General features: G+C 43.3%; 23 protein-coding genes. 3 read left to right on the top strand and 20 right to left on the bottom strand.

Annotated elements, in window-relative coordinates; translation table 11 throughout:
* Window positions 1-384: 384 nt before the first annotated feature.
* From BWR56_RS00460 to BWR56_RS00395, 14 genes are all read right to left on the bottom strand, one after another.
* Window positions 385-1,890: a zinc ABC transporter substrate-binding protein AdcA gene (locus tag BWR56_RS00460; RefSeq protein ID WP_049504568.1), complete on the bottom strand. Its 1,506-nt coding sequence runs from the start codon at window positions 1,888-1,890 to the stop codon at window positions 385-387.
* 9 nt (window positions 1,891-1,899) lie between these two features.
* Window positions 1,900-2,706, bottom strand: a complete 807-nt coding sequence (locus BWR56_RS00455; RefSeq protein ID WP_000950023.1) for a metal ABC transporter permease — start codon at window positions 2,704-2,706, stop codon at window positions 1,900-1,902.
* On the bottom strand, window positions 2,699-3,403 hold the full coding sequence (locus BWR56_RS00450) for a metal ABC transporter ATP-binding protein (protein WP_001269483.1): 705 nt from the start codon (window positions 3,401-3,403) through the stop codon (window positions 2,699-2,701). The genes BWR56_RS00455 and BWR56_RS00450 overlap by 8 nt, the downstream gene beginning before the upstream one ends.
* A complete protein-coding gene (gene adcR / locus BWR56_RS00445; RefSeq protein ID WP_076984236.1) occupies window positions 3,403-3,843 on the bottom strand; it encodes a zinc-dependent transcriptional regulator AdcR in 441 nt (146 codons plus the stop codon). Before adcR ends, BWR56_RS00450 begins: the two co-directional genes overlap by 1 nt.
* Window positions 3,844-3,990: 147 nt before the next feature.
* Window positions 3,991-6,042 carry a cell surface ecto-5'-nucleotidase Nt5e gene (gene nt5e, locus BWR56_RS00440; protein ID WP_076984235.1) on the bottom strand — a complete coding sequence of 684 codons (2,052 nt, stop codon included), beginning with the start codon at window positions 6,040-6,042 and terminating at the stop codon, window positions 3,991-3,993.
* A 142-nt stretch (window positions 6,043-6,184) separates the two neighbouring features.
* Window positions 6,185-7,453 (bottom strand): D-alanyl-lipoteichoic acid biosynthesis protein DltD, encoded by a 1,269-nt coding sequence (gene dltD / locus BWR56_RS00435; RefSeq protein ID WP_049504563.1) that lies wholly within the window; start codon window positions 7,451-7,453, stop codon window positions 6,185-6,187.
* Complete coding sequence (dltC, locus tag BWR56_RS00430; protein WP_000351972.1) at window positions 7,446-7,685, bottom strand: D-alanine--poly(phosphoribitol) ligase subunit DltC; 240 nt, start codon at window positions 7,683-7,685, stop codon at window positions 7,446-7,448. The genes dltD and dltC overlap by 8 nt, the downstream gene beginning before the upstream one ends.
* A gap of 13 nt (window positions 7,686-7,698) precedes the next feature.
* Window positions 7,699-8,943 carry a D-alanyl-lipoteichoic acid biosynthesis protein DltB gene (gene dltB, locus BWR56_RS00425; RefSeq protein WP_076984234.1) on the bottom strand — a complete coding sequence of 415 codons (1,245 nt, stop codon included), beginning with the start codon at window positions 8,941-8,943 and terminating at the stop codon, window positions 7,699-7,701.
* Window positions 8,940-10,490 (bottom strand): D-alanine--poly(phosphoribitol) ligase subunit DltA, encoded by a 1,551-nt coding sequence (gene dltA, locus BWR56_RS00420; protein ID WP_076984233.1) that lies wholly within the window; start codon window positions 10,488-10,490, stop codon window positions 8,940-8,942. The genes dltB and dltA overlap by 4 nt, the downstream gene beginning before the upstream one ends.
* Before the next feature lie 20 nt (window positions 10,491-10,510).
* Window positions 10,511-10,642 (bottom strand): teichoic acid D-Ala incorporation-associated protein DltX, encoded by a 132-nt coding sequence (locus BWR56_RS00415; RefSeq protein WP_008276434.1) that lies wholly within the window; start codon window positions 10,640-10,642, stop codon window positions 10,511-10,513.
* A 224-nt stretch (window positions 10,643-10,866) separates the two neighbouring features.
* Window positions 10,867-11,571 (bottom strand): MIP/aquaporin family protein, encoded by a 705-nt coding sequence (locus BWR56_RS00410; RefSeq protein ID WP_049490531.1) that lies wholly within the window; start codon window positions 11,569-11,571, stop codon window positions 10,867-10,869.
* A gap of 70 nt (window positions 11,572-11,641) precedes the next feature.
* Window positions 11,642-13,468, bottom strand: coding sequence for a type 1 glycerol-3-phosphate oxidase (glpO, locus tag BWR56_RS00405; RefSeq protein ID WP_061421528.1), 1,827 nt, complete (start codon window positions 13,466-13,468; stop codon window positions 11,642-11,644).
* Window positions 13,469-13,509: 41 nt separating this feature from the next.
* Window positions 13,510-15,018, bottom strand: coding sequence for a glycerol kinase GlpK (gene glpK, locus BWR56_RS00400; RefSeq protein ID WP_076984232.1), 1,509 nt, complete (start codon window positions 15,016-15,018; stop codon window positions 13,510-13,512).
* Window positions 15,019-15,175: 157 nt separating this feature from the next.
* Window positions 15,176-16,603: a helix-turn-helix domain-containing protein gene (locus BWR56_RS00395; protein WP_076984231.1), complete on the bottom strand. Its 1,428-nt coding sequence runs from the start codon at window positions 16,601-16,603 to the stop codon at window positions 15,176-15,178.
* A 164-nt stretch (window positions 16,604-16,767) separates the two neighbouring features.
* Here BWR56_RS00395 and hslO point away from each other — a divergent pair, with 164 nt between their 5' ends.
* Together hslO and dusB are read left to right on the top strand one after the other, a co-directional pair.
* Complete coding sequence (hslO, locus tag BWR56_RS00390; RefSeq protein WP_049518848.1) at window positions 16,768-17,640, top strand: Hsp33 family molecular chaperone HslO; 873 nt, start codon at window positions 16,768-16,770, stop codon at window positions 17,638-17,640.
* Window positions 17,627-18,607 (top strand): tRNA dihydrouridine synthase DusB, encoded by a 981-nt coding sequence (gene dusB, locus BWR56_RS00385; RefSeq protein ID WP_000183317.1) that lies wholly within the window; start codon window positions 17,627-17,629, stop codon window positions 18,605-18,607. Before hslO ends, dusB begins: the two co-directional genes overlap by 14 nt.
* A gap of 64 nt (window positions 18,608-18,671) precedes the next feature.
* On the opposite strand, the gene BWR56_RS00380 is transcribed toward dusB, so the two are convergent.
* Window positions 18,672-19,355: a hypothetical protein gene (locus BWR56_RS00380; protein ID WP_049504551.1), complete on the bottom strand. Its 684-nt coding sequence runs from the start codon at window positions 19,353-19,355 to the stop codon at window positions 18,672-18,674.
* Window positions 19,356-19,620: 265 nt separating this feature from the next.
* On the opposite strand from BWR56_RS00380, the gene BWR56_RS00375 reads away from it, so the two are divergent.
* On the top strand, window positions 19,621-19,851 hold the full coding sequence (locus tag BWR56_RS00375) for a hypothetical protein (protein WP_049504550.1): 231 nt from the start codon (window positions 19,621-19,623) through the stop codon (window positions 19,849-19,851).
* Window positions 19,852-19,899: 48 nt separating this feature from the next.
* On the opposite strand, the gene BWR56_RS00370 is transcribed toward BWR56_RS00375, so the two are convergent.
* The 5 genes from BWR56_RS00370 to BWR56_RS00350 form a co-directional block, all read right to left on the bottom strand.
* Complete coding sequence (locus BWR56_RS00370) at window positions 19,900-20,673, bottom strand: NUDIX domain-containing protein (RefSeq protein ID WP_049504549.1); 774 nt, start codon at window positions 20,671-20,673, stop codon at window positions 19,900-19,902.
* Between the two features lies 1 nt (window position 20,674).
* On the bottom strand, window positions 20,675-21,454 hold the full coding sequence (gene pnuC, locus BWR56_RS00365) for a nicotinamide riboside transporter PnuC (protein ID WP_076984229.1): 780 nt from the start codon (window positions 21,452-21,454) through the stop codon (window positions 20,675-20,677).
* A 9-nt stretch (window positions 21,455-21,463) separates the two neighbouring features.
* Complete coding sequence (locus BWR56_RS00360; protein ID WP_076984228.1) at window positions 21,464-22,522, bottom strand: AAA family ATPase; 1,059 nt, start codon at window positions 22,520-22,522, stop codon at window positions 21,464-21,466.
* 145 nt (window positions 22,523-22,667) lie between these two features.
* Window positions 22,668-25,100, bottom strand: coding sequence for an ATP-dependent Clp protease ATP-binding subunit (locus BWR56_RS00355; protein WP_076984227.1), 2,433 nt, complete (start codon window positions 25,098-25,100; stop codon window positions 22,668-22,670).
* 1 nt (window position 25,101) lies between these two features.
* A complete protein-coding gene (locus BWR56_RS00350; protein WP_061421536.1) occupies window positions 25,102-25,560 on the bottom strand; it encodes a CtsR family transcriptional regulator in 459 nt (152 codons plus the stop codon).
* Window positions 25,561-25,638 lie beyond the last annotated feature (78 nt).

Below are 25,638 nucleotides of genomic sequence, written 5' to 3'. Positions count from 1 at the left end.
GTACTAAGGTTTATACTAGCTTTCCAGAAATTCACTAACATACGGAACTATTTTCAGGATACTTCAACACCCTGAGTTGTATGTCATTTTCCCCTAGACTTATCCACAGACTGTGAATAAACTATTGTTCCAGACCGCTCTCTCTTTGACTATAACAAAAAGCGATAGCAGCGTCAATATGACTAAGCTCCCTTCCTAAATCCCCTGAAAAGATTCTATAATTTGTACAATCGTAGCTTTTGCATTCGCCAGCTAGTGAGAATCAGCCAGTAGAAAATGACCTTTTTATCACATTGTGAACAGCACAACTGTGGTACTATAATACCTAACAACCTAATCATTTCCAGTAAAAAATCCCGCAGATTTGCGGGATTCTCTCTTGCATCAATGCGCCAACATTTCTTGGGCGATTTCTTGGCCAGATAGGTTATCTGGGTAGTAGGTTGGCCAGTTATCCATCTCTTCAAAGAGGGCTTCTTGGCTAGTACCTCCAAAGAAGATATGGAAATGTTCTGCCTTGACTGGGGCGATATTGTGGTCACTAAACTGAACGTACTTGAACTGTCCAGCGTCCGCATCTGTTGCTTCAAAGAGGAAGCGCACGCCACGATTGCCTTTCTTATAAGTCAAGATTTTCTTGCCGACATACTTATAGGTGAATTTCTTGCTTTGGCCACCTTGAACAAATTCCATAGTGTTGTCCGTGATGTTGATTTTGGTCACATCTGTCTGATAGCCTTTTCTATAGTAGGCCTTGTACTCATCCTTGGTCATCTTGCCAGTCAACTTAGCCTTGTAGTCAAAGACTTGATCAAAAGTTCCATCCTCAAGGAAAGGATAGACCGACTGCCAGTTGCCAACATAGTCACTCAAGGTACGATCTTTGACATCTGCATCCTCAAAGTAACCATTGTGAACTGTCTTGGTGTTTTCTTCCTTCTCTGGCTCGATTTCTGGTCCTTCTTGGTCCGTTGTTTGTTTCAAAGCCTTGAGGTTTTTCTCCATCACGGAGATATAGTCCTCACCAGCCTTGGTTGCTTCTTCTGTCAGACTTTCTAGCGGATTGAGCACATCTAGTTTGACACCTGTTTCTTTTGAAAGTGTATTGGCGAGGGCTTGTGAGGCATTTTCTTCAAAGTAGATATAAGAAATCTTGTTTTTCTTGATATACTCGGTCAATTCTGCCAAACGTGCTGCTGATGGTTCTGCATCTGGTGAGAGACCTGAGATGGATACTTGCTTGAGACCGTAGTCCAAGGCAAGGTAGTTAAAGGCAGCGTGCTGGGTCACAAAGCTCTTTTGTTTGGCTTGAGACAAGCCATCTGTGTAGGCCTTATCCAATGCTTGCAATTTTTCAATATAGGCAGCTGCATTCTTCTCAAAAGTCTCTTTTTTATCAGGATAATCTGCTGACAAGCTGTCACGGATATGCTCTACCAGTTTGATGGCGCGTGCTGGTGAAAGCCAAACATGGGGATCGTAGTCGTGATGGTGACCCTCACCGTCATGATCATGCCCTTCCTCTTCTTCCTCACCACCTGGCAAGAGGAGCATATCACCTGTCGCCTTGATGATTTTCACCTTTTTCTTATCCAAGGATTCTAGCAATTTAGGAACCCATGTTTCCATATTTTCATTTTCATAGACAAAGGTATCTGCGTCTTGGATTTTGGCAACTGCCTTGGCAGACGGTTCGTATTCATGAGGTTCTGTACCAGCACCGATGAGGAGTTCTACATTAGCAGTATCTCCTGCGACTTGCTTGGTAAATTCGTAGACAGGGTAAAAGGTTGTCACGATATTTAGCTTCCCATCTGCCTGTTTTTGATTGGAACAAGCCACTAAAAACAAGGCACATAGACTAGCTAGTAGTAAGCTCAGTTTTTTCATTTCATTCTCCTATTTGATAAAACGTTTCAATAGACTGACTAACAAAAAGACAGCTACAAAGATAATGGTGATACTAGCGCTGGCAGGTGTTTCCGCATAGTAGGAAATATAAAGTCCTGCCACCATTCCCAAAAAACCAATAGCGCTGGCTAGTAACATAACGGATTTAAAGTTTTTCCCCAGACGAAGGGCAATACTAGCCGGCAAGACCATAATAGTCGACACCAGAAGAGCTCCTGCTGCAGGAATCATAAGGGCAATCGCCACCCCTGTCACCATGTTAAAGAGGATAGACATGGTACGAACTGGCAAGCCATCCACAAAGGCCGTGTCCTCATCAAAAGTCAGGATGTACATGGGACGTAAGAATAAGAAAGTCAAGAGCAAAACGACCGCAGCAATGGCAAAGAGGAATATCACCTGCTCCTGGCTAATGGTCACAATCGAACCAAAGAGGTATTGATCCAGACTCATGGAACTCGAACTTTTCCCCTTACTCATCACGATAAGGGAGACTGCAAGCCCTGTCGACATGAGGATGGCAGTCCCGATTTCCATAAAGTTCTTGTAAACCGTACGGAGATACTCCAGAAAAACCGCTGCAATCAAGACAATAGCAATGGTTGAAATCGTTGGAGAAATTCCTAAAACCAGACCAAAGGCTACCCCTGATAGAGAAACGTGACTGAGGGTGTCGCTCATGAGACTCTGACGACGTAAGATAAGGAAGGTCCCAAGAACTGGAGAAAAGAGACTCATGGCAATGACAGCCAAAAAGGCTCGCTGCATAAAGTCATAGGATAACAAACTAAGCATGCTCCACCTCCTGGTCGCTTTCGTGAACGTTGAAACAACGCCATGGCGAATCTTGGTTACGAACTAGATGAATATTGCGATCCGCATAGTCCTTGACTTCCTCAGGGTCATGGGTAATCATCAAAACAGCCTTGCCATGGTGATGAGCACTGTGGTGCATGAGTTCGTAAAATTCATTTTTGCTCCCTGCATCCATCCCTGTTGTCGGCTCATCCAAGACAAAGATATCTGGGTCAGAAGCAAACATCCGAGCAATCACTGCTCGTTGCTTTTGCCCACCAGAGAGGGAACCAATCCGTTTATCACGGTGTTCCCACATACCAACTGAGTCTAGACTAGCCTTGATATGCTCCTCATCGTGGGCATTCAAACGACGGAACCAGCCCTTTCGCGGATAGCGACCCGACTTGACAAATTCATAAACCGTACTTGGAAAGCCAGCATTAAAACTGGCTATCTGCTGGGGAAGATAGGCTATCCTAAGCTTTTTCCCATGAGTATTTGTCTTTGAGATGGTTACCTTGCCAAATCTCGGCTGCAAGATGCCTAGACTCGCCTTGATAAGAGTCGTCTTGGCAGCCCCATTTTCACCAGTCAGGGTGACAAACTCCCCACTATCAACACTGTAGTTGATATGCTCGAGGACAGGTTCCTTGTCATAATAGAAAGACAAGTCCTCTACTGTAATATACCGCATTATTTGATTTCTCCTACTAAAGCAGTTAAAAACCGCTGGATAACTTCTTGTTCATTTGGAGTAAACTGACTTGCCACTTGTTCATAGGCTGAGAGCGTGTGTTCATGATGATGGTGGTGTTCTGCCGCTACTGGTCGAGCTAGTTCTGTCAGTTGGTAAAAGATCACACGCGCATCTTTTGGGTCTCTCGATGTCTCTAACATGCCCTCTTTGACCAAAGACTTGATAGCCTTGGTCACTGCTGCCTGACTGACATTAAGGCGACGAGCTAGCTCCGAGTTAGTTAGGGATTCTTCCGACAAGAGCATGAGGATGTGTTCCTGAGTGTTGGTCAAGGCTACGTCACTCGTGCAATGCCCGATTAGAATTTCATGCTGGTTCTCAGATCTCAAGATCACCTCGTTTAAAAAGTTATCGATTTCCTGTGCAAGCTGTCTCATGTGTTACTCCTTCCCAAGCTATCTTTTCGTAAAAAACATAGATAGCCGCCGATTCTTTACTGGTTAATTATATCATAAACCAAAAAAGAGTCAAGGGAAAAAGGCGTAAAAACGTTTCCCTAGACTCTTCTAGATGTGAAATTTAACCTATTTTAGCTTTGGTTTTCGGCTCGATAAGATACCTGCCAAACCAGCTACCATTCCCATCAAGAGCAAGAAGATGGATTGTTCACTTCCTGTATTTGGGAGAGCTTTTTCTGAGACAACTGCCTTCTTGCTAAATTGACCTGCCACCTCATAAGTCAATGGCACATTTGTAGTCGCATCGTTAGCAGGCGCATTCGTTTGAGGCGTTTCTACTGGTAGACTAAAGTTTTTAGAATCCACAGAAATCGTCCGTGAGTTCGGATTGATCTTTTCATACTGGGTCAAATCAGCGGTTTTCAGATACTCTTCAAAGGCTGCATCCATAGAAGGACCTTCTTCTCGCGCACCACCTAACATCGTATAGCCATCGCCACCTGCAGCTAGGAAATCATTGGTTGCAAGATAGTAGGTTTTTGCGAGGTCTAGAAGATCATAACGACCAGTCGTGCGGTTTTTGACCTGGATGGCCAAGACACGTTTGCCTGATGGTAGGTTGGTATCATAGTAGACCTTCACACCTGAAACTTGCAAGAAACCACCACTTGGCTCCAACAATGGTTGCCCGTTCTCATCCAAGACCTTCTTGCCATCCTTATCGACCTGCAAGATAGATCCGAGTGATTTTTCAAACATATCCAAAACTTGTTGCCCCGTCACTTGGATTTGTGAGATGGTATTTCCAAATGGAAGAACGGCAATGACATTTCCTTTAGTGATCGGTTTGCCTTTTGCAATAGTTTCACGCAAGCCACCGCCATTTGTCACAGCGATGTCAGTCGGATGGCTAAATCCTGTTTGACCATACTGATAGAGAGAGTCCGCTACGACGTTTCCGAGGTTAGTTTCACGAACCCGAACATTTTCACGATCTCCGTTGAGTTCTACAGGGCTGTTTGAGACAATCTCAACCGCATTTTCAGCATCGTATTTTTGTTTAATGTCTTTGACTAGTTTTTCAACTGTTGGATTGGCTGGTAATTTTTTAGCATCTGCAGCCGGAATCTGAGTTGGATTGCCCAAAAGCTGACGTGATTTGTAGGTGATTTTCCCTACATTATGAAGGTAGCTTCCTGTCTGGTTATAGGTAACATTGTCGCCATAAGTCGTTGATTCTACTGTATGAGAGTGACCGTCGATTACTGTTACGCGTTTCCCTTTCAAACGAGGATTTTTAGACAAGGCTTCTGCCAAGGTTGAACCACGCCACTCAACTGGGGTTGTGGTATCCACACCCAAGTGAGCCAACACAACATAGTGTTTGTAGTCCTTACCTTCTGCACGAGCCTTGGCTTGAACTTCTTCGATGACCTTATTGACTTCAGAGATTGGATCTGTAAAAGTTACCCCTTTGACATTTTTAGGGTGAGTTTTGGTTGCTGTTTCAGGTGTTGTCACCCCGATTACAACAAACTCATCACCTTCCACAGTCTTATCTTTATCAACGATTGTAGAAGCTTCAAAGAGACGAGCACCATTGACGTAGGTATTTGAACTAAGTAATGGGAATTTCAAGATTTCCTTGTATTTCTTAGCTTCGTCCAAACCAAAGTCAAACTCATGGTTTCCTACTGCCATGGCATCATACTGCATCTGATTGAGAATTTCAGCGCGTGCTTCACCCTTTGTAGAGTTGGAAATCGGTAAACCTTGAAAAGCGTCTCCCGCATCAACAACCAGAGTATTTTGATTTGATTTCGCACGTTCCTGCTCAATAACTGTCGCTAACTTGGCATCTCCAATTACTCCCTTTTCCTCTACAATACGACCATGGACATCATTGGTGTGTAAGATAACGGTGTCCTTTTCTTCGCTTTTAGTAGATTCAGCAGGAGCTGACGGAGCTTCTGTAGGTGCAACTGCTTCTGAAGTCGCCGAAGTTTCCGGTACCGCAGGGTTCTCAACAGGAGCTGGAGTCGCCGACGTAGCAGGAGTCGCTACAACAGCTGAACTTTCTGCAGGAGTCGTTGCTTCTTCAGCATAGACTTGTCCAGCTAAGAAGGCTGGAGCTAACAGGGCTGTCGATAAGACAGGTAACAAAGAACGTTTGTTCATTTTAAAATCCCTTTCTTTTCTTTTTCTCTTTTATATTATACGCTATTTCTAAAAATTTTGAAACTTTTGACCCATTTGTATCTTAAATATTCGCCATTTAAACAAAAAAGCTTGGGTTCAAATCCCAAACTTTTAGCTCGTTTTATTGGAAATCTTTGATGTTCCCATCATAGGTCGCCCAGTCCTTGCTAAAGAAGCGGTCATTCATCTTGTAGTCTGGAGCTGGTTTCGGATCCGTCAAGAAAGGATTGACAACCTTATCAAAAGCCAGCCAACCTAACCATCCTAGATGAATGGTGTCCTTAACAAAATAAGGGTCCCCTCCATTTTTTGAAAAATCAGCAATATTGGTAAAACCCTGACTTTCTAATTGGTAACGAATTTTCTCCACTGCATGTTGGTACATTTCCTCGCTGAGCCCTGTGTACTCCATCCACTTCTTGTTAACCGGCTGAATGACAAAGAGCACATTGACATTCGACTTAGCAAATTGATTGAGGACCAGCTGCAAATCATTGTATTCAGAGGACTTGAGGAAGTTGTAATTTTTTTGATATCCTTCCCATTTTTTTAAATCCTTTTGAATCTCTCTCGTATAGAAATGATTTTCCATCCCCATATCGTTATTGGTCGTATTTGCTTCTGCGTCCTTACGAACAATTTTTTCTAACTCATCATAAGAAAATTGATCCGGAAGATCTTTTAAATAGTTCTCCACGTGTTCCTTGTACTTGAGTTGTCCTCGAATGGAGAATTGTCCAAAGAGAGCGGATTGTTTTTCGTTGAACCGCGCAAAAATATCAATAGCAACCTGATCAACATCTGATAATTCTTCACCCTTTGACAATTTTTGAACAATGCCTTTTAACGCAACATTAGGATTCTGCTTTAACAATCGAATAGCCGCATGCTTTGCAGCAATGTCACCAGATTGATTTCCCAAAAAAGCTGTCAATTGGTCACTGTTAAAAAATCTCTGAAACGCTGCGGGTTCATAATCTGTCTCCGTAAACCACTGAGGCGAAATCACAAATACAGCCTGCTTATTCTCTATTTCTGGCAAAATTTGCTGTAGACCAAAATATTGATTGAGAGAGGCTGCTCCTGCTTGACCTAGAAAGTAAGGACGATAGGGACGATGGTATTTTTCCGCTAAAACAGCTGGATGGACACTATCAAATCGAATCCATTCACTGGACCCTAGAAAAGGAATAAAACGCATATTTGGATCCGTAAGAGCCCTTACTTTTTGGCTTCTCTCTTTAAAACTCTCTGCACTAACAGAAGCCGCCGAGTATTTCTCCTCCGTCAGATTATGGCTTGTTGTACTTGGATAAAAAAAGATGAGCAGAAGAACCAAAAATCCAGCAATGAAGATAGGCCCGAAGATCAGCCACAAGCGTTTAAGCATTCTTCAACTCCGTAATACCTTCTACGATTTTATTAGCCGTATTCCAGTCATCACGACCGAACTCCGTCACTGGAACACGAATGTCAAAACGGTTTTCAATCTCAACAATCAATTCAACCGTTCCCATGCTATCCAAGACACCGGCATCAAAAAGATCTTCATCCATCATGTCAGAAACATCTTCCATAAACAACTCATCAATAATTTCAATAACTTCTGATTTGATATCCATTTTTTATATCCTTTTATTTTTTAAACCATAAATCATTCAAAAATCCAGAAAAGATTAAGAATGAAACCATCACGACATGGAAGGTGACAACCATGCCAAGCAACTGAATCCAGCGATTCTCAGGTAAGGAACCCTTTCCAGCTTTTTTCCGTTCTTTATTGAGTGCTTTTTTCTTACGAACCCAAGCGTCATTGATGACCAATCCAATCCCATGAAAAAGTCCATAGGCGATGTAGTACCAGGTCACACCATGCCAAAATCCCATAATCAGCATATTGAGAATATAGGCTACACTTGAGGTCACATTGCGATTTTTAAAAACCTTCTTTCTGGTCAACACCATGACCATCCGCATAAAGACAAAGTCACGGAACCAGAAAGACAGACTCATGTGCCAGCGATTCCAAAACTCTTTTAAATCCCTTGACAAAAAGGGCTTGTTAAAGTTGATAGGACTATGAATACCCATCAAGTTTGAAATAGCTAAGGCAAACATAGAGTAGCCCGCAAAGTCAAAGAAGAGCTCCAGACCAAAGGTGTACATGACCGCTAAAGCGTAGAGGTTAAAGAAACCACCTGTCTGCAAGGCCAAATTTTTCAACGGAGGCAATAATGTCTCTCCTAAAATGTGAGCCAAGATAAACTTGTAGAGGAAGCCAAGCATGATATATTTGACAGCCTCTTCTAGCATATCCATCAGCTCATCCCGCTCAGGAATGGTCTCGTAATTTTCATTGAAGCGTTTAAAACGATCAATGGGACCACTTGAGAAAGTCGGCATAAAAAGAAGAAAACGTAAGAATTGCCAGATCGTTAATTCCTTGATGACACCGTCTCTCAACTCAACGATAACCCCAACTGCACGAAAGGTCAAGTAAGAAATCCCTAAAAATCCAAACAAAGATTGAGGTCCATGAATAGCAGGAGATACTTTCACAAAGACGATTGGCAATAGGGATAGAAAGCTAACCAGGTAAAATATCCATTTACTATCCCGTTGTTTCCTGTACCTTTTGTAGAAAGATACAAGCAGCACTTGCCAGATAACATAAAGGATCAAAGCGCTTATTTGATTCGTCTTTCCACCGACCAACATGGTGACGATAAAGAAGAGACTAACGAGCACCTCATATAAGGCAAAACGTTTCTTGAAAAAAAGACCGATAAAGATAGGTAAAGTCGCAGCAATTACGTATAAAAAGTACTGAAGATCACCATAAGGTTCCAAATGAGGTAGCTGTTTATAAAGCTCCATCATCTACTGTTTACCTCGTTAATCAAGCCCTTGATATCAATTTTACCATTAGGCGTTAGCGGCAAACTGTCTCGATAAAGAAACTTAGACGGCATCATATAAGACATCATGATATCTGCTAGGTCTTCTTTGATAGCCTTGGTAATATCGATATCACGCTCAAACTGCTGACGGACACCGTCCTTTAGGATGACATAGGCCAGTAGATTTTGTACCTTGTGGTCCTTGTTATAACGTGGGACAGCAACAGCCGACTCGATAAAGCGAGACTTGTTGAGGTTTTGAGAGACATCTTCAAGCTCAATGCGATAACCATTAAACTTAATCTGGAAATCCATTCGTCCACCATAGAGAAGCAAGCCCTCATCTGTCATAGTTCCTACATCCCCTGTGTGGTAGGCTGGCAGACCTTCAAACTCAAAGAAAGCTTCTGCCGTTTTTTCAGGATTATTCATATAGCCTTTTGAAACAGCTGGCCCTGAAACGATAATTTCTCCCTGTTCACCATTTGGAACTTTCTTACCTTCCTCATCAATGACAAAGGTCGGAGAATCCGCCTTGGTATAGCCGATTGGCAGGCGTTTGAGAGTCTTCAACATCTCGTCTGTCACGGCAACTGCTGACAGGGCTACTGTCGCTTCTGTTGGACCGTAGGCATTGATAATACGAGCATTTGGGAATCGCTCACGTAGTTTTTGAGCTGTTTTGACCGTCAATTCTTCACCATCAAAGTAGAAATGCGTGATTCCTGGCATTTTCTCACTATTAAAGTCTTCTGACAACATGGCCATATCTGCAAAGGACGGCGTTGAGGTCCAGATAGCAATTGGCAAGGAAAAAATTGTCGCAAAGAGTTTTTTGAAGTCCTGAGTAATAGCTGAAGGAAGAGCGAAAAGCGTGCCACCCAGTGCCAAGGTTGGCGCCCAATACATGACAGATAGGTCAAAAGAATAAGGCGGCTGAGCCAGCATTTGCGGACGACTTGGCGTCGCAAATTCCTTATCTGTAATCATCCAGTTGGTAAAGCTGAGGAGATTATCATGGGAGATCTGCACTCCCTTAGGCTTACCAGTCGTACCAGAAGTAAAGATAATGTAGTAGTTGTCATCCCCCTTGACTGGATGGGTCATCTCGTAGCTAGAAGCTTGAGTAAAAGCTTCATGGACTTGCTCTAAATTCAGCATTGGTGTGCTAGTTTGCTCTAATGGAAAATCTGAGATAGCAATAATCAAGCTTGGCTCTGCAACTTCTACGATAGCAGAAACTCGTTCCAAGGCTGAATGGCTATCAATTGGAATGTAGGCATGACCTGACTTAGTTAGCGCTACAAAGGTAGCCAACATCTCATATTCCTGACCACCAAAAACGACGACTGGAGATTTCTCAGGCAAGCCTAGTTGGTCGATAGCTGCAGCCAAACTATCCGAATCAGCCTTCAGTTCACCATAAGTATGTTCTTGACCTAAAACATTGTAGACAGGATATGTTGGTTTCGTTTGAGCAAAGTGCTCAATCGTTTCAATCATATCTTTTATCGGTTTATTAGACACTGTTCCTCTTCTCCTTTAAACTAGAACTCATTATAAATAAAGGTGCCTTGGCTCTGACCAAGGTAACTAAAAAAATAAAGCAAACCAAGCAAGATTACAAAATATAGAGCCGTCCGGCCTAAAAATACATGTAAATTCCGTTGTTTTTTCATAAGCTATCCATTAATATATTATTTCTATTAACTATCAGTATGTATTGTTAGCATCTTATCTTCCTAACATTTTACCACTTTATCAACCTTTTTTTCAACTGTTTACCATAACTTAAAAATTGGTTTTAGCTTATTTTAAGATAAGTTAAAATATTAAGGTTTTGCCCATCAAAAAAGAGCCTGAGATTTCCATCTCAAACTCTGTTGCCAATCACTCTTTTATCTTAGAAAAGTGAAAATACGAGAACTGCTAGGGCCGCACCAACAATAGGTCCTACAACAGGAATCCAAGCATAAGACCAGTCCCCGTCTCCCTTGTTTGGAATTGGCAAGATGCTGTGCATGATACGAGGTCCAAGGTCACGAGCTGGGTTCAAGGCATAACCCGTTGTCCCACCTAGTGAAAGACCGATACCGACAATCAACGTTCCCACTGCAAAGGTCCCTAAACCGGCTTGAAGGTCATAGAGTCCCAAGGCAAAGATTGTCAAGAGCAAAACAAAGGTTCCAAGGATTTCGCTAACCAAGTTGGATACTGTGTTCTTGATTGCTGGTCCAGTACTAAAGGTCGCTAGGATATTGCCTGCATTTTCTTCTGCCTCATAATGCGGTTTGAATTGCAACCAAACCAAAATCTGAGCCACCATCGCTCCTGCGAATTGGGCTAGGATATAAGGGAAAACAGAAGCCCAAGAGAGCGTTCCTTTTAAGGCCATCGCAAACGTCACAGCTGGATTTAGGTGGGCTGGACTGAGCGTGCCAGATACAAAGGCCGCAACGGCTACAGCAATTCCCCATCCCATAGTAATCACGATCCATCCTGAATTGTTGCTCTTGGTTTTGGGAAGAACCACACCTGCAACAACACCATTTCCTAGGAGGATCAGGATTAAGGTCCCCAAAAATTCTCCAAATAATTCTTTCATCATATCTTTGTCTCCATTTAAATGAAGGGGCTGGCGACAAGGAATGCTGCCCTCCCCTCTCTTCTAGTTTTTCTTAATTTTTTAGTTCTGCCAAATCGTTTTGAGCAAGAGCTGCTTCGACATCCGCACGGTAGGCTGCTTTTTCTTCTTCGGTCCAATCATAGAATCGTCCCATTTCATCCAGAACTGGCTCAACGATGCTATCTAAACTATCACGCATAAAGAGCATGTGGTTGGTACGACGAAGAAGAAAGTCAACTGGGCTAAGAGCCAACTCATTGCGCATTGCATAGTGAAGGGACAAGGTATCTGCCAAGCTGAGTCCTGGCGCTTGTTCCAAGCTGTGAGCAAGTGCAAAGACTTTCGGTGCATTTGAACCGTAAAGATTTGCGAGATACTGGGCTTCCTTGCTATCCAAGCCACGTGAAACTCCAAGTTGAGCAAAGGCTTCAATTTCTGAGTCCACATTTGCTGGGTTCAATTCTCCACCTGAAACAGGGTAAGTCTTAGAGTTGATGAGTTTAAAGCTACGGTCAAATTCGGCTTTGAGGATGTCAACCACACGCTCCATAGCTCCTTCAGCCATCTTACGGTAGTCTGTGATTTTACCACCAGCAAGAGTCAACAGGCCATTGTCATCACGGTCCAAGCTCGAACCACGAGAAACTGCAGATGGGTCCAAATGTTTCTCAGATGTGCTGCTTTCAAGCTTGCTGACAGCAGATTCAACATCTTCACGCGTTTTTTCTTTCGAGAGATAAGCTTCGACAGTCGCAATCAAGCTATTGAAGCTCTCATCACTAATGGTTCCGTTATTCCCTCCATTGTAGTCAGAAGCGCTATTGCCTGCAATCAATGGACGAAGACCAGCCCAGCTGCTTTCGATATCATCAATGGTAATATTTGCTTCTGGGAAGCGGTTGTTGACAATGCCAAGTAGATAATCTACATCTTCCTGCGTCACTTTTGGATGTTCCAAATCGCCTGTGTAGTCTGTATCCGTTGTACCAAAGTAAGTCTTGTTTTCACGTGGGAGGACAAAGACCATCCGGCCGTCTCCCAAACCTGTATCAAAGTAAACTGGCTGTGAAACCTTGATCTTGCTTGAATCCACTACCAAGTGAACTCCCTTAGTTGGGCGCATTTGTGAGAATTGGGTTCCCTTATTGGACAAATTACGTACCTTATCGCTCCAAGGTCCAGTTGTGTTAATAACTAGGCGAGCCTTGATTTCAAAGACTTGGTCTGTCAACAAATCACGAGCTACAACACCTGTAATCTTGCCACTTTCATCAAAGAGGAAGCCTTCTGCCTTAACGTGGTTGGCAATGAGGGCACCGTCTTGGTTGGCACGTTTAATGTTTTCAATCACGAGACGCGCATCGTTGTTACGGAAGTCAAGATAAACTCCACCTCCTACCAAGCCTTCTTTCTTCAAGTTTGGCTGGCGTTCCAAGACTTCTTCCTTACTCAAGACCTTGTTAGCAGCTGGCGTGTTGCTAACACCTGCCAAAAGGTCGTACAAGTCCATGGCTACTTTGAGACGGAAAAGGCTAAAGGTCGCTCCATCTTCATCGTAAACTGGCAAGAGCATTGGATCTGGTTTTGGAATGTGTGGAGCGATTTGTTGAACCACCGCACGTTCAGAAACTGTATCTGAGACTACTTCCACGTCAAATTGTTTGAGGTAACGCAGACCTCCGTGGACCAATTTTGTTGAACGGCTAGATGTTCCTTCTGCGAAGTCCTGCATTTCAATCAATCCAGTGTCAAGTCCACTAGCTGCCGCTTGCAAGGCTACCCCAGCACCGGTAATCCCACCACCAATAATCAGGAGGTCCAGGGTGCGTTCCTGCATTTTTTTAATTGATAATTCTCGTGTTTTCTTTGAAAATTCCATATTTACACACTTTCTAACTGAGTCACTTTATTCTTTCAGTATTAGTCATCGATTTCCGCAAAGACTTGCGTTGCTTTCACAGCCTTCTTCCAGCCCTTGTAGAGTTGTTCCTTGCGAGATTCGTTCATCGATGGCTCAAAGAGTTCTCCAGTCTCATTCAAGAGCTTCAACTCATCCAAGTCCTTCCAGTAGCCTACTGACAAACCTGCTAGGAAGGCTGCTCCTAGAGCAGTTGTTTCCAAGTTTTTGGCGCGTGCGATGTCGATTCCCAAGATGTCAGCCTGGAACTGCATCAGGAAGTTGTTCATAGCTGCACCGCCATCTACCTTCAAGACTTGGATAGCTGTCTGAGCATCTACTTGCATGGTGTCGATGATGTCACGTACTTGATAAGCGATAGATTGCAAGGTTGCCTTGATAAAGTCTTCTTTGCTTGTTCCACGAGTTAAGCCAAAGACCGAACCACGAGCATTTTGGTTCCAATATGGAGCACCTAGACCTGTAAAGGCAGGTACTACATAAACTTCGTCATTGTTGTGAGAATTGAGAGCATATTTTTCAGACTCTGGTGAATTTTCAACCATGCGAAGTCCATCACGAAGCCACTGAATGGCACTTCCTGCGATGAAGATAGAACCTTCCAAGGCATAGTAAACCTTGCCGTTGATTCCATAACCAATCGTTGTCAAAAGGTTGTTTTCAGACAACTGCATCTCTTCACCAGTGTTCATAATGATGAAAGAACCTGTTCCATAAGTATTCTTGACCATACCTGGTTCAAAGGCCAACTGACCGAAGAGGGCTGCCTGTTGGTCCCCAGCCATACCTGAAATTGGTACTTCTCCACCGTAGAAATGGAATGGAGCAGTCTTGCCGTAGATTTCAGAGTTAGAACGAACTTCTGGAAGCATAGCCTTAGGAATGTTGAGGATTTCTAAAATCTCATCATCCCATTTGAGTTCTTTAATGTTATAGAGCATGGTACGAGCCGCATTTGAGTAGTCCGTCACATGAGCCGCACCGTCAGTCAATTTCCAAACCAACCAAGTATCAATGGTACCAAAGAGCAATTCTCCTTTTTCAGCTCGCTCTTGAGCACCTTCTACATGGTCCAGAATCCAGCGAACCTTAGTCGCTGAGAAGTAAGCATCGATGATCAAACCAGTCTTTTCATGGAATTTTTCCACATAACCTTGGCTTTTTAGTTGTTCAGCTAAAGGTGCTGTCTGGCGTGATTGCCAAACGATAGCATTGTAGATAGGGAGCCCTGTTTTCTTATCCCAGACGACAGTTGTTTCACGCTGGTTGGTAATCCCGATGGCTTCGATTTGACTTGGTTTCACACCACTTTCGATGAAAGCACCCGCGATAACTGACTGAACAGAGTTCCAAATTTCATTGGCATTGTGCTCAACCCAACCTGCTTGAGGGAAAATCTGAGTAAACTCTTTTTGACTAGAGCTGACCTTTTCTCCTTTTTTGTTAAAAATGATGGCACGAGAACTGGTCGTTCCTTGGTCAATAGCCATGATGTATTTTTCTTGTGACATGTGCTGTCCTCCTGATAAAATCTTGAGGGGGTTCCCTCTTTACAGTAACTAGTATACAAAATAAAGCGCTTTCTTGTTCCTCAATTTTTTTTAAATTTTAAAAAAATGTGAGGAGATTGTGCGAATTTCACAAAAAAGACCTGAAAATTCAGGCCTTTTAGGCAAAGAGCATCTGACGAATCTTCGCCAAATCTTCCATATCCAAATCATTTTTTAAATAATAGATCGGAGTCTGTTCTTTCTTATAAATAGGGTTGTTGGTAATCAACAAATCATAATGTCGACTGGGATCATAGGCTTCAATAGTAATAAAACGATTGTATTCCAAATACCGTTTCAAAATGGCAGCCATCCTAGAAAAGACAAGGAAACCAGATGTCAAATCCAGACCAATCCTCATATGTTGACCACCATTTTCAGCCATATATTCTATCAACTGGAGCCATTCCCAGAGAATTTTCTTATCCAAATCCGTCCCCTGCTGAAAGGCAGGTATAGCATGAAAAATTCTCTCTGCAGTCCCTCTAAAATCATGTTCCATCAGCAAATAGGGATGACGATTCTCTGTCTGGTATCTGTACTGATCTTGCAAGATATAGCCCTTGTAGAGATAAACTTGACCACAAAGCTGACTGAGTTCATAGGTGACATGGTCCTCTGTGTAGTCCCCCAGTAGCTCCTCTTTCTTCATCTCTTGAATCAATTGCGTAAGCAAATCGGCTAATTGCCCTCCAAAACCAAGAATATACTCCATAGTATGAAGAGGAAGAATACGATGGGAAAGGAGAAATGAAAAGAATACCATCATCTCACCATCCTCAGTTCCTAGAGGGATATGTTGCCCAGCAAAAAAGGACGGAGCCTTTCGAAGCAAACGAAGGTAGAAAATATTGTCAAAATACCCCCGCATTTTTTCTTCTATGACTTGAAACTGACAGGCATTGACCCGAAGACGCTGTTGACTGATGTGAGCCCAGAGAACCAAGTCCAATTTCTGACCTGAAGACAAGCTAGCACCGCAGATTTCTTCTAGGGTAGCAATCTCTTGTTTTCTCTCAGCTTTCTGCATGTGACCTTCCCACTCCTGACTGGACCAAATCTTGCGAAAAAGGCAGAAATAGAAATAGCGAATCTGATGCTCTGGACCTCGCCAACGGCCATTTTGGATGGATAAGTCAAACTCTGACAAAATCTGATTTAGACTAGCTAAGTGGCGACCAAGCGTGGCCTCGCTAATCATCAATTCTTGAGCCAGTTGATGGGCTAGGAACTGTTGGTGATAGAGAAGGTAAACCAAAATTTGGTACTTAATGGCATTGTCTAAAAACAAGCTCCGAATCTCTCTTCCCTTGGTATCTGCACTAATCGACAAACGCAGATTTTCATCTTCCAAGTGAATGGTCAGCTCTAGCCCTCTTTCCAAGGCATTTTCGTTAATCAGAGAAATGTACTTGGTTAAGGTCGCCTTTGAAAAACCTGTTTCTTCCATGGCTTTCTTGACTGTTGTCTGCGAATCTTGTAATAGAAAGGAAAGGACTAAAAATTGACCAGATTCTGCTTTTTCCATCAAATCGCCTAAATACATTTGTTACCCCTTTCATTCTCTCCTACAAGCATAGCATAAATCTTTCAAATGCTGAAATAATCTGTTTCTCATTTTATTTTAAGGTTGATTTCCTCGTCATTATTCCACAGAAACAGCAAACACACAACTCCCCCTTTGGGCATTTTTATGCTAAAATAGTAGCTATGGATAAAATTATTAAAACAATATCAGAAAGCGGAGCCTTTCGTGCTTTTGTCCTTGATAGCACTGAAACCGTCCGCACTGCTCAAGAAAAACATCAAACTCAAGCCAGTTCAACTGTCGCACTTGGTCGCACCCTTATCGCTAGCCAAATTCTCGCAGCCAATGAAAAAGGAAATACCAAACTAACAGTTAAAGTTCTTGGAACAAGCTCTCTCGGTGCCATCATCACGGTCGCAGATACCAAGGGAAACGTCAAAGGCTACGTTCAAAATCCAGGTGTTGACATCAAAAAGACTGCAACGGGTGAAGTCCTTGTTGGACCTTTTGTTGGAAACGGTCAATTCCTCGTTATCACAGACTATGGTACTGGAAATCCCTACAACTCCATGACTCCCCTCATCTCTGGGGAAATCGGTGAAGACTTAGCCTACTACCTGACTGAAAGTCAACAAACCCCTTCAGCAGTCGGCCTCAATGTTCTTTTGGATAAAGACGACAAGGTCAAAGTTGCCGGAGGTTTCCTTCTCCAAGTATTGCCAGGAGCCAAGGAAGAAGAGATTGCCCGCTTTGAAAAACGCATCCAAGAAATGCCAGCCATCTCAACCCTTCTAGAAAGCGATGACCATATCGAAGCCCTCCTCAAGGCCATCTATGGTGACGAATCCTACAAACGTCTATCTGAAGAAGAAATCCGTTTCCAATGTGACTGCAGCAAAGACCGTTTTATGAACGCTCTTGCCAGCCTTCCAAATTCAGACCTTGAGGAAATGAAAGAGGAAGACCACGGGGCAGAAATCACTTGTCAATTCTGCCAAACTACTTATAACTTTGATGAAAACGACCTGGAGGAACTCATTCGTGACAAATCTTAATACACCCTTTATGATTGGCAATGTTGAGATTCCCAATCGTACTGTTTTAGCACCCATGGCTGGCGTGACAAACTCAGCCTTTCGTACCATCGCAAAAGAGCTCGGAGCGGGGCTCGTTGTGATGGAAATGGTCTCTGACAAGGGAATCCAATACAACAATGAAAAAACCCTGCATATGCTTCATATCGATGAAGGAGAGAACCCTGTTTCTATCCAACTTTTTGGTAGCGATGAAGATAGCCTAGCACGCGCAGCAGAATTCATCCAAGAAAATACTAAGACCGATATCGTCGATATCAACATGGGCTGCCCAGTTAACAAAATCGTGAAAAACGAAGCTGGCGCTATGTGGCTCAAGGACCCAGATAAGATCTACTCTATTATCAACAAGGTCCAATCTGTCCTTGATATCCCCCTCACCGTCAAAATGCGCACTGGCTGGTCTGACCCATCCCTAGCCGTGGAGAATGCTCTCGCAGCTGAGGCAGCCGGTGTCTCTGCCCTCGCCATGCATGGCCGTACACGTGAGCAAATGTATACTGGTCATGCCGACCTTGAGACCCTTCACAAGGTTGCTCAAGCTTTGACCAAGATTCCCTTCATCGCAAACGGTGATATCCGTACTGTCCAAGAAGCCAAGCAACGCATAGAAGAAGTCGGTGCTGACGCAGTCATGATTGGCCGTGCTGCCATGGGAAATCCTTACCTCTTCAACCAAATCAACCATTACTTTGAAACAGGAGAAATTCTCCCTGATTTGACCTTTGAAGACAAGATGAAAATTGCCTACGAACACTTGAAACGCTTGATTAACCTCAAAGGAGAAAACGTCGCAGTTCGTGAATTCCGTGGCCTCGCTCCTCATTACCTCCGGGGAACATCTGGCGCTGCCAAACTCCGTGGAGCCATTTCGCAAGCTAGCACCCTAGCAGAGATTGAAGCCCTCTTGCAATTAGACAAAGCATAATAGAAAAAACCGTAACTCGCTTGGAGTTTACGGTTTTTTAGATTCTAGGAAAACCTAGAGACTATTATTGAATCAAGGCAACGCTTGAAACTTTACCATCCGCACCTGTTGTAATTTGGATGATTTTTCCTCCACCGATTTTGGCATTATACTTGCCATCATCAAGGGTGTAAGAGTAGCCTCTGATAGAATAGTTTTCTTTCTTTCCATCTGCAGTTTCTACTGTAAATTGGCCTCCTGATGAAACTGTAATAGTTTCGCCATTCGCTCCCTTCCAGTTGCCTGCAGCTGCTGAGAAGTCACCATCGACCATGGTTAAAACACCCTTGTAGCGTTTGTTGTGTTCTGCTTGCTTGTCTTGAAGTTTGCGGTCAGTTGTTGGATCATAGCCTGACTGGTTAGACTGGGCTTGAGAGTCTTGCTGAGTTAAAGGTGCCTGAGAAGGGGCTTGTTGACTAGGAGCTGCTTGTTCTTGTCTTGATTCAGGTGCTGGTTTCGCTTGTGACTGATCTGCCGTTGTAGAAGACTGACCAGAAGATGCCTGAGCCTTTTCAGATGAAGCTGAGCTTGAAGATTTTTGTGTCTTACTTTCTTTGCTAGAAGAAGCTGCTTTAGAACTTGATGATTGACTTGTCTTGGCAGAGCTACTGGTTTGAGTGGTTTCGTTTTTATTTCCACAAGCTCCTAGTAGCAAGGTAGAAGCCAATACAGTCGCTGCCATCAATTTGATATAGGTTTTCTTTTTCATTTTTCTACTCCTTTGTAACATTTTTGAAATGTTAAGAAATCTTTTTGTAACACAATTGTAACATTGGACCTTGAATCTGTCAACTATTTAGAGAAACTATTTTAAAAAATTTCTCTCTACTATCTCTATTCGTAATTGAAACAAAAAAATAGAAAATTTTTTAGATAAGAGTCCTATTTTTTACATCATCTTTGTGTAATCGCTTGCATTGCATTAGATAAAGGAATATAATAACATTGAAATAGAATATAAGAGGTGCACTCTTATGCTAAATAAGTATTACAAGTATCTTCCTTGGTTGATTTTGGGAGCTATTGGCTCTTATCAATCAGCCACTTACTATGCGCGAACTGCATTTGATGTCTTCTATCTGACTGCAATCTTTTTGATTGTTTATATCGCTTTGTTATTTTTGCACGAGAACTATCTCAAGTATCGATATAAAGACTTCTTTACTCACATGTTGAGTAATCCTAAGAAAGATAGCCATTCATAAAAAATGATGATAAATAAAAAGGTCGGGAAAAGTTCCCGGCCTCGTTTTTTATTTCAATCGATAGGTTTTTCTTGGTTTCTTTTTGGGCACTCGTTTGAGTCCGACTTCTTCTACATATTCGCCATATTTTACGAGAAAGTTATTGCTAACGATTGGGCGACCTGGGTTGATGAGATTGACCAGTTCAGTTCCTTCGTAAACAGTGAACTCTTCCTCCAGCAGATAAAGGAAGGTCGGATTCCAATCGAGACGGCCTTGGATTCGTTTGATGGATTCTTGGATTATGGCATAATGGTCAAAGGCGAAGGCTCTCTCCTCCAACTCTACTCCCTCTAGGAAGCACTTGCCCGTCTGAAAATCGACATCTACAAAAACCACATCCTTAGCATCATCTCCAGCCTGAACGAGATCTAAGGCACGACTAGGTAGGTACACCAAGTGGGCAATGGTCACCGTCCAGCCACGTGGATCACGACCAGGAGTCGATACGGTCATCAATTGCTCGATTTTTTCCAAAGGTAGATCGAGATTGACTTCTTCTCTCACTTCGCGTTGACAGGCATGCGCAGCATCCTCTCCCTTATCCATAAAGCCTCCAACCAGAGCCAAACAGTTTTGATAAGGGTGAGCCTTGCGACGGATCAGCAAGAGTTTGATCTTTCCTTCAACAAAGCAGTAGGCTACCATATCTACTGTCACACTTGGTTTTTCATATTGAGGGAGTTCCTGTCTGTAGTACCAATCCAAAAACTCCTCCTGACTGGCATGGATTTCAAAATATTCTTTTTCCGTCATCCCTGTTGGAATCTTCGTATCTACCATTTTAAACCTCCTTTCGAACTGCCTTGGTCCATTGGTACCATCCCACTAGACTATTGAGCGTGTAAACCCAGTACATCCCTTGGATGTGGATATTTTCACCCCACCAGAGGTAGATACTAAAGAGATTGGTTGCAATCCAGAAAATCCATTGCTCGCGGTAAAGACGTGTCATCAAGAGCTGACCAACACCATTGGTCGCATCGGTTACACTATCACGGAAAGGTCGAGCACTATTGATACTTTGATAAGCCAAGCCCATGCCAATCCAGATAATGGCAGTCAAGACCAAGTACTTGAGCCAGTCAAGAACAGATAATTTCTTAGCTTCAAAGTGAGATTCTTCTGGTTTTCCTTGGTCATTGATACGATTGGACAACCAAGCATAGAGACCAATCGGCTGCATGACAAAGAAGTAAACGGTCGTCAAGACTTCGCCATAAAAAGTCGCATTCATGGCCAAAATCAAATAGATAGCCGAGTTAATAGCCCCAAAGAGATAATTGCTTGCACGACCTTCTGCTACCAAAATAACACAGACAATCCCAGTCCAGGATGCAAATAAGCTAAGCCAGTCATGGCTTTCCGTATTTTGTGTAAACTCCAAGATCAAGGGGACACTTGACAGGGCGATGAGATACAACCACTGGAAAAGGCTACGGCCGACAAAGAGATCTTTCCAGAGCAGGTGCATGATCCCTGCAAAACCGATCTTGCGGGCTTCAGCATGGACATTTTTAAAGTTTTCGATAAATTGTGTGATTTTTTTAGTTAGTTTTTTCATATTTTTCTCCTAATCTGCTTGGTAAATGGCATCAATAGCCACTTTTGCTGCTTCATAATTGCCTAGATAATCCTCTGCTAGATAAACTAAAGGAATAGTCGTTAAGTATCGCTCCCTCATCTGGTCCAAATGCTGGGAAAAACTGTAGCGAATGTGGTCTTCTGCCATGGTCATATCTCTAAATCCGTCATTGACATAGGAACCGACAGGTTGCACGAAGAGAATCAAGTCCCATTTTTCCTTAGCCAAGATTGAAACAAAGAGATTGTCAAAGGTCTCTCCTGATAAGTCCCCTTGATCCTCAGTCTCCATGTAATAGTCATAGTAGCCCTTGGTTACCAAGGAGTTGGTATCGGCTATCACTAGGCCTCGATTGGCATTGCTGTCGATTAACTTGGAGGTCTGGTCATACTGTCCCAACAGGAGATAATAATAATCCTTTGGAGTCAATTCATCGTCGCGGACATTGTTTTTGATCTGGTACTCACGCGCGTATTCCAGACTAACGGGTGCATCGTAATACCTTGCCAAATCCTTGGCCAGAGTGGTCTTCCCATTGCTAGCACTTCCCATAATCAAGACTTTCTGGGTAAACTGACGACGGAAGGGTTGAGCGATGTATTTCCAATATTTGCTTGGATTTTCTCTAATCATAGTCGCTGAGATACCAAACTTTCTTTCTTGCAAGACAGTGCCAAATCCACGTTTAGCTAGCTCCTGTTGGTATTCTTCTTCTCCTACAAAGAAAGTCAGTCCTTGCTGGTTTTCATCATAGGAAATCTCCGCAAACATCTGGTCCAACCACTCCTGCCAGCCCAAAGGGTAACGGGGAAGGTTGGTCTCATCCAGCTTGCAGACAGAGGTCAATTCGTCATCACGAAAAGCCTCTCGGATATAGCGAAATCGTTTTTGAAGACTTAAACCTACCTGCTCACCTCGGTCTCCCTCATAGCCTGACACGACTACCCAGACCTGGTCACACTGACGCTTCGCTCGCTGGATCAGATCGATATGCCCTTGATGGAGAGGGGCAAAGGTCCCAAATACCACTGCTGTTTTCTTTTTCATAAACGTTTTATCTTTTTATAGTTTTTGATATTTTTATTTTCTATGTTTTTATTATACACTATATTTTTGTTTTGTCAATAGTTTTTTATCATTTTTTATAAAAAGGTAGCAAAAAAGAATCAGGAGGAATCCTGATTCTCTATTTTTAAGCAATATCAAATTTCAATTGTCCAGCTTTGACACCAATCTTAAGTGTCTTACCTGCCACCAATTCTCCCTTGAGAAGAAGTTCTGCCAACTTGTCTTCCACTTCTGTTTGCAGGGTTCTGCGAAGTGGGCGAGCTCCCATTTCTGGATTGTAACCGTGACTAGCTAGCAACTTCAGTGCCGAAGCTTGCAGTTTCAAGTCGATACCTTTCTCTGCCAGGCTAGCAATCAATGGTTTCACCATGATCTTAACAATTTCTTGCATGTGTTTGCTATCTAAGCTATGGAAGACCACCTTTTCATCAATACGGTTGATAAACTCTGGTCGATAAGTTTTTTTCAACTCTTCGAAGATGCGTTTTTCCATATTTTCCTGGTCAAAACGAATGTCTTTCGCGCCAAAGCCAACAGTCTTGTCATCACGAAGAGCCGTCGCACCAAGGTTTGACGTCATGATGATAATGGTATTTGAAAAATCAACCTTGCGCCCCTTGCTATCTGTCAAGACACCGTCGTCCAAAACCTGCAAGAGGACATTAAAGATGTCTGGATGGGCCTTTTCTACCTCGTCAAAGAGAAGCACTGAGTAAGGTTTGTTGCGAACCTTCTCAGTCAACTCCCCACCTTCCTCGTAGCCCACATAGCCAGGAGGTGCTCCATTGAGACGGCTAGCCGCAAATTTCTCCATATACTCACTCATATCAAAGCGGATAAGGGCTGATTCGTCATCAAAGAGGACTTCTGCCAGAGCCTTTGCCAATTCGGTCTTACCGACTCCTGTCGGCCCTAGGAACATAAAGGAACCAATCGGACGCTTGTGACTACGAATACCTGACTGATTGCGGCGAATGGCACGGCTAATACTTGAAACAGCTTGATCTTGGCCAATGACACGTTTGTGTAGTTCAGCCTCCAAATTCAGGTATTTCTTGGCATCCGTTTGAGTCAGTTTTTGGACTGGGATACCCGACAAGCGACTCAAGGTGGTCAAAATATCAGATTCTGTTACCAAGTCTTTATAGACAGGAACTTCCTCTTCTTTTGCGATTAGCTGGGCAGCTTGTTCCCACTTGCCATCCATCAGGGCCTTGTCAGCTGGAGTCAAGTCGGATTCGTCTGCTTTCACATGCTTGGATTTGTTTTGCACTGTTGCTGCCGCCTCATCTAAGAGGTCGATAGCAGAGTCTGGCAAGTGACGACTGGTCAAGTAACGATGCGCCATCTTAACAGCTGTTTCAACAGCTTCATCTGTGATTTGCACACGGTGGTGTTTCTCATAGGTGGCCTTCAAACCTTGCAAAATGGTCATACTGTCAGCTAGACTTGGCTCTTCAATCGTCACTTTGGCAAACCGACGAGAAAGGGCAGCATCTTTTTCGATGTGTTTCTGGTATTCTTCCTGAGTGGTGGCACCAACCGTTCTCAAAGTTCCACGAGCCAAGGCTGGCTTCAAGATATTGGCCGCATCTAGAGTCGAGTCAATACCACTCCCAGAACCAATGATGGTGTGGAGTTCATCGATAAAGAGGATCACTTTGCCGTCTTCCTCGATGTCCTTGATGATATTGTTCATGCGCTCTTCAAAATCTCCACGGAAACGTGTCCCTGCAACGACATTCATCAAATCAAGCTCCAAAACGCGCATCTTGGCCATTTCAGCTGGTACGTCCCCACTAGCAATACGCTGGGCAAGCCCAAGTGCTAAAGCTGTTTTCCCGACACCCGCATCTCCAACCAAGACCGGATTGTTCTTGGTCTTCCGGCTCAAGATTTGAATCATACGTGAGATTTCCTTGTCTCGACCGATAACTGGCTCTAACTTGCCAGAACGCGCTTGCTCCGTCAGGTCATGCGTGTAGTCCTCTAGACCACCACTTTGAGCTTGAGGCATGCCCATCATATTGGCCATGGAATTTTGCTTGTCAGATACTGTGCGATGGCGTTGACGCAAAGCCTTGAGGTCTTCACGAGTCCAGCCAGCACGCTCTTCTAGGTTGCGACGAAGAGCAGCAATTCTGACCTGATCTTTCTGGTCTTCATAAGAAAAGCCTGCTCTCTCCAAGATGCGAGTTGCCAAGGCATTACCATCATGCAAGATCGCATAGAGAACATGCTCTGTCCCTAGCACCTTTGCGTGGACCACTGAGGCCACATACTCTGCTTCTGCAAAGAGAACTTCCAAACGATGGGAAAAGGGCAATTCCGTAAAGGTTTCGTCTTGGCTATAGTCCGTTTCAGTCAGTTCCAACGCAACCTCTTCTAAACGGTCCATCTCGTATGGATAATCATTTAGAGTTGTACCTGCCACACTATAACTGTGATTGGACATGGCAATCAATAAATGCCAAGACTCTAGATAACGAGCTCCAAAATGGCCAGCAACCATGTAGGCACTTTCGATACATTCATTCAATGCTTTTGAATAGTTCATCTTACTTCTCTTTTCTATCTACCTCTTGTAATAGCTGTCGGAGCATATTGGCACGGACAACTGAGGATTCTTCCCCTAGGACACGATCTGTTGCTACTGAAGTCAGCAAGGTCATCTCCTGTTTGGTCATCAAGTCCTGCTCCACCAAAAGCTGGAGAATATCCTCATAGATCTCCTGACTAACTCGCTCACCAACCGAGTAAAGCAAATCGCGGAGCATCTCATGATGATTGGAAAACTCAATCCGGCCTATTCGAATGTAGCCTCCACCACCACGCTTGCTCTCAACCAAGTAACCTCTGCTTTCCGTAAAGCGGGTCTTGATGACATAGTTGATCTGACTCGGTACAACCTGGAAGGTATCTGCTAACTGGCTCCGTTGCAATTCCACGATACCAGATTGGTCTAAAATAGCCTTGATATAGGCTTCGATATGATCTGATGTATTTTTAAATCTCATAGTAAATCAAACTCCTTCTTTGAACCTTGACTATCTTTGACTATACTATCATTTAACACTCTATAAGTCAAATTTTTA

The sequence above is a fragment of the Streptococcus oralis genome (genome assembly GCF_001983955.1).
Lineage (GTDB): Bacteria > Bacillota > Bacilli > Lactobacillales > Streptococcaceae > Streptococcus > Streptococcus jiangnanensis.
Note: the sequence above shows the minus strand (reverse complement) of the source record. Positions and strands in the feature narration are given on the sequence as shown.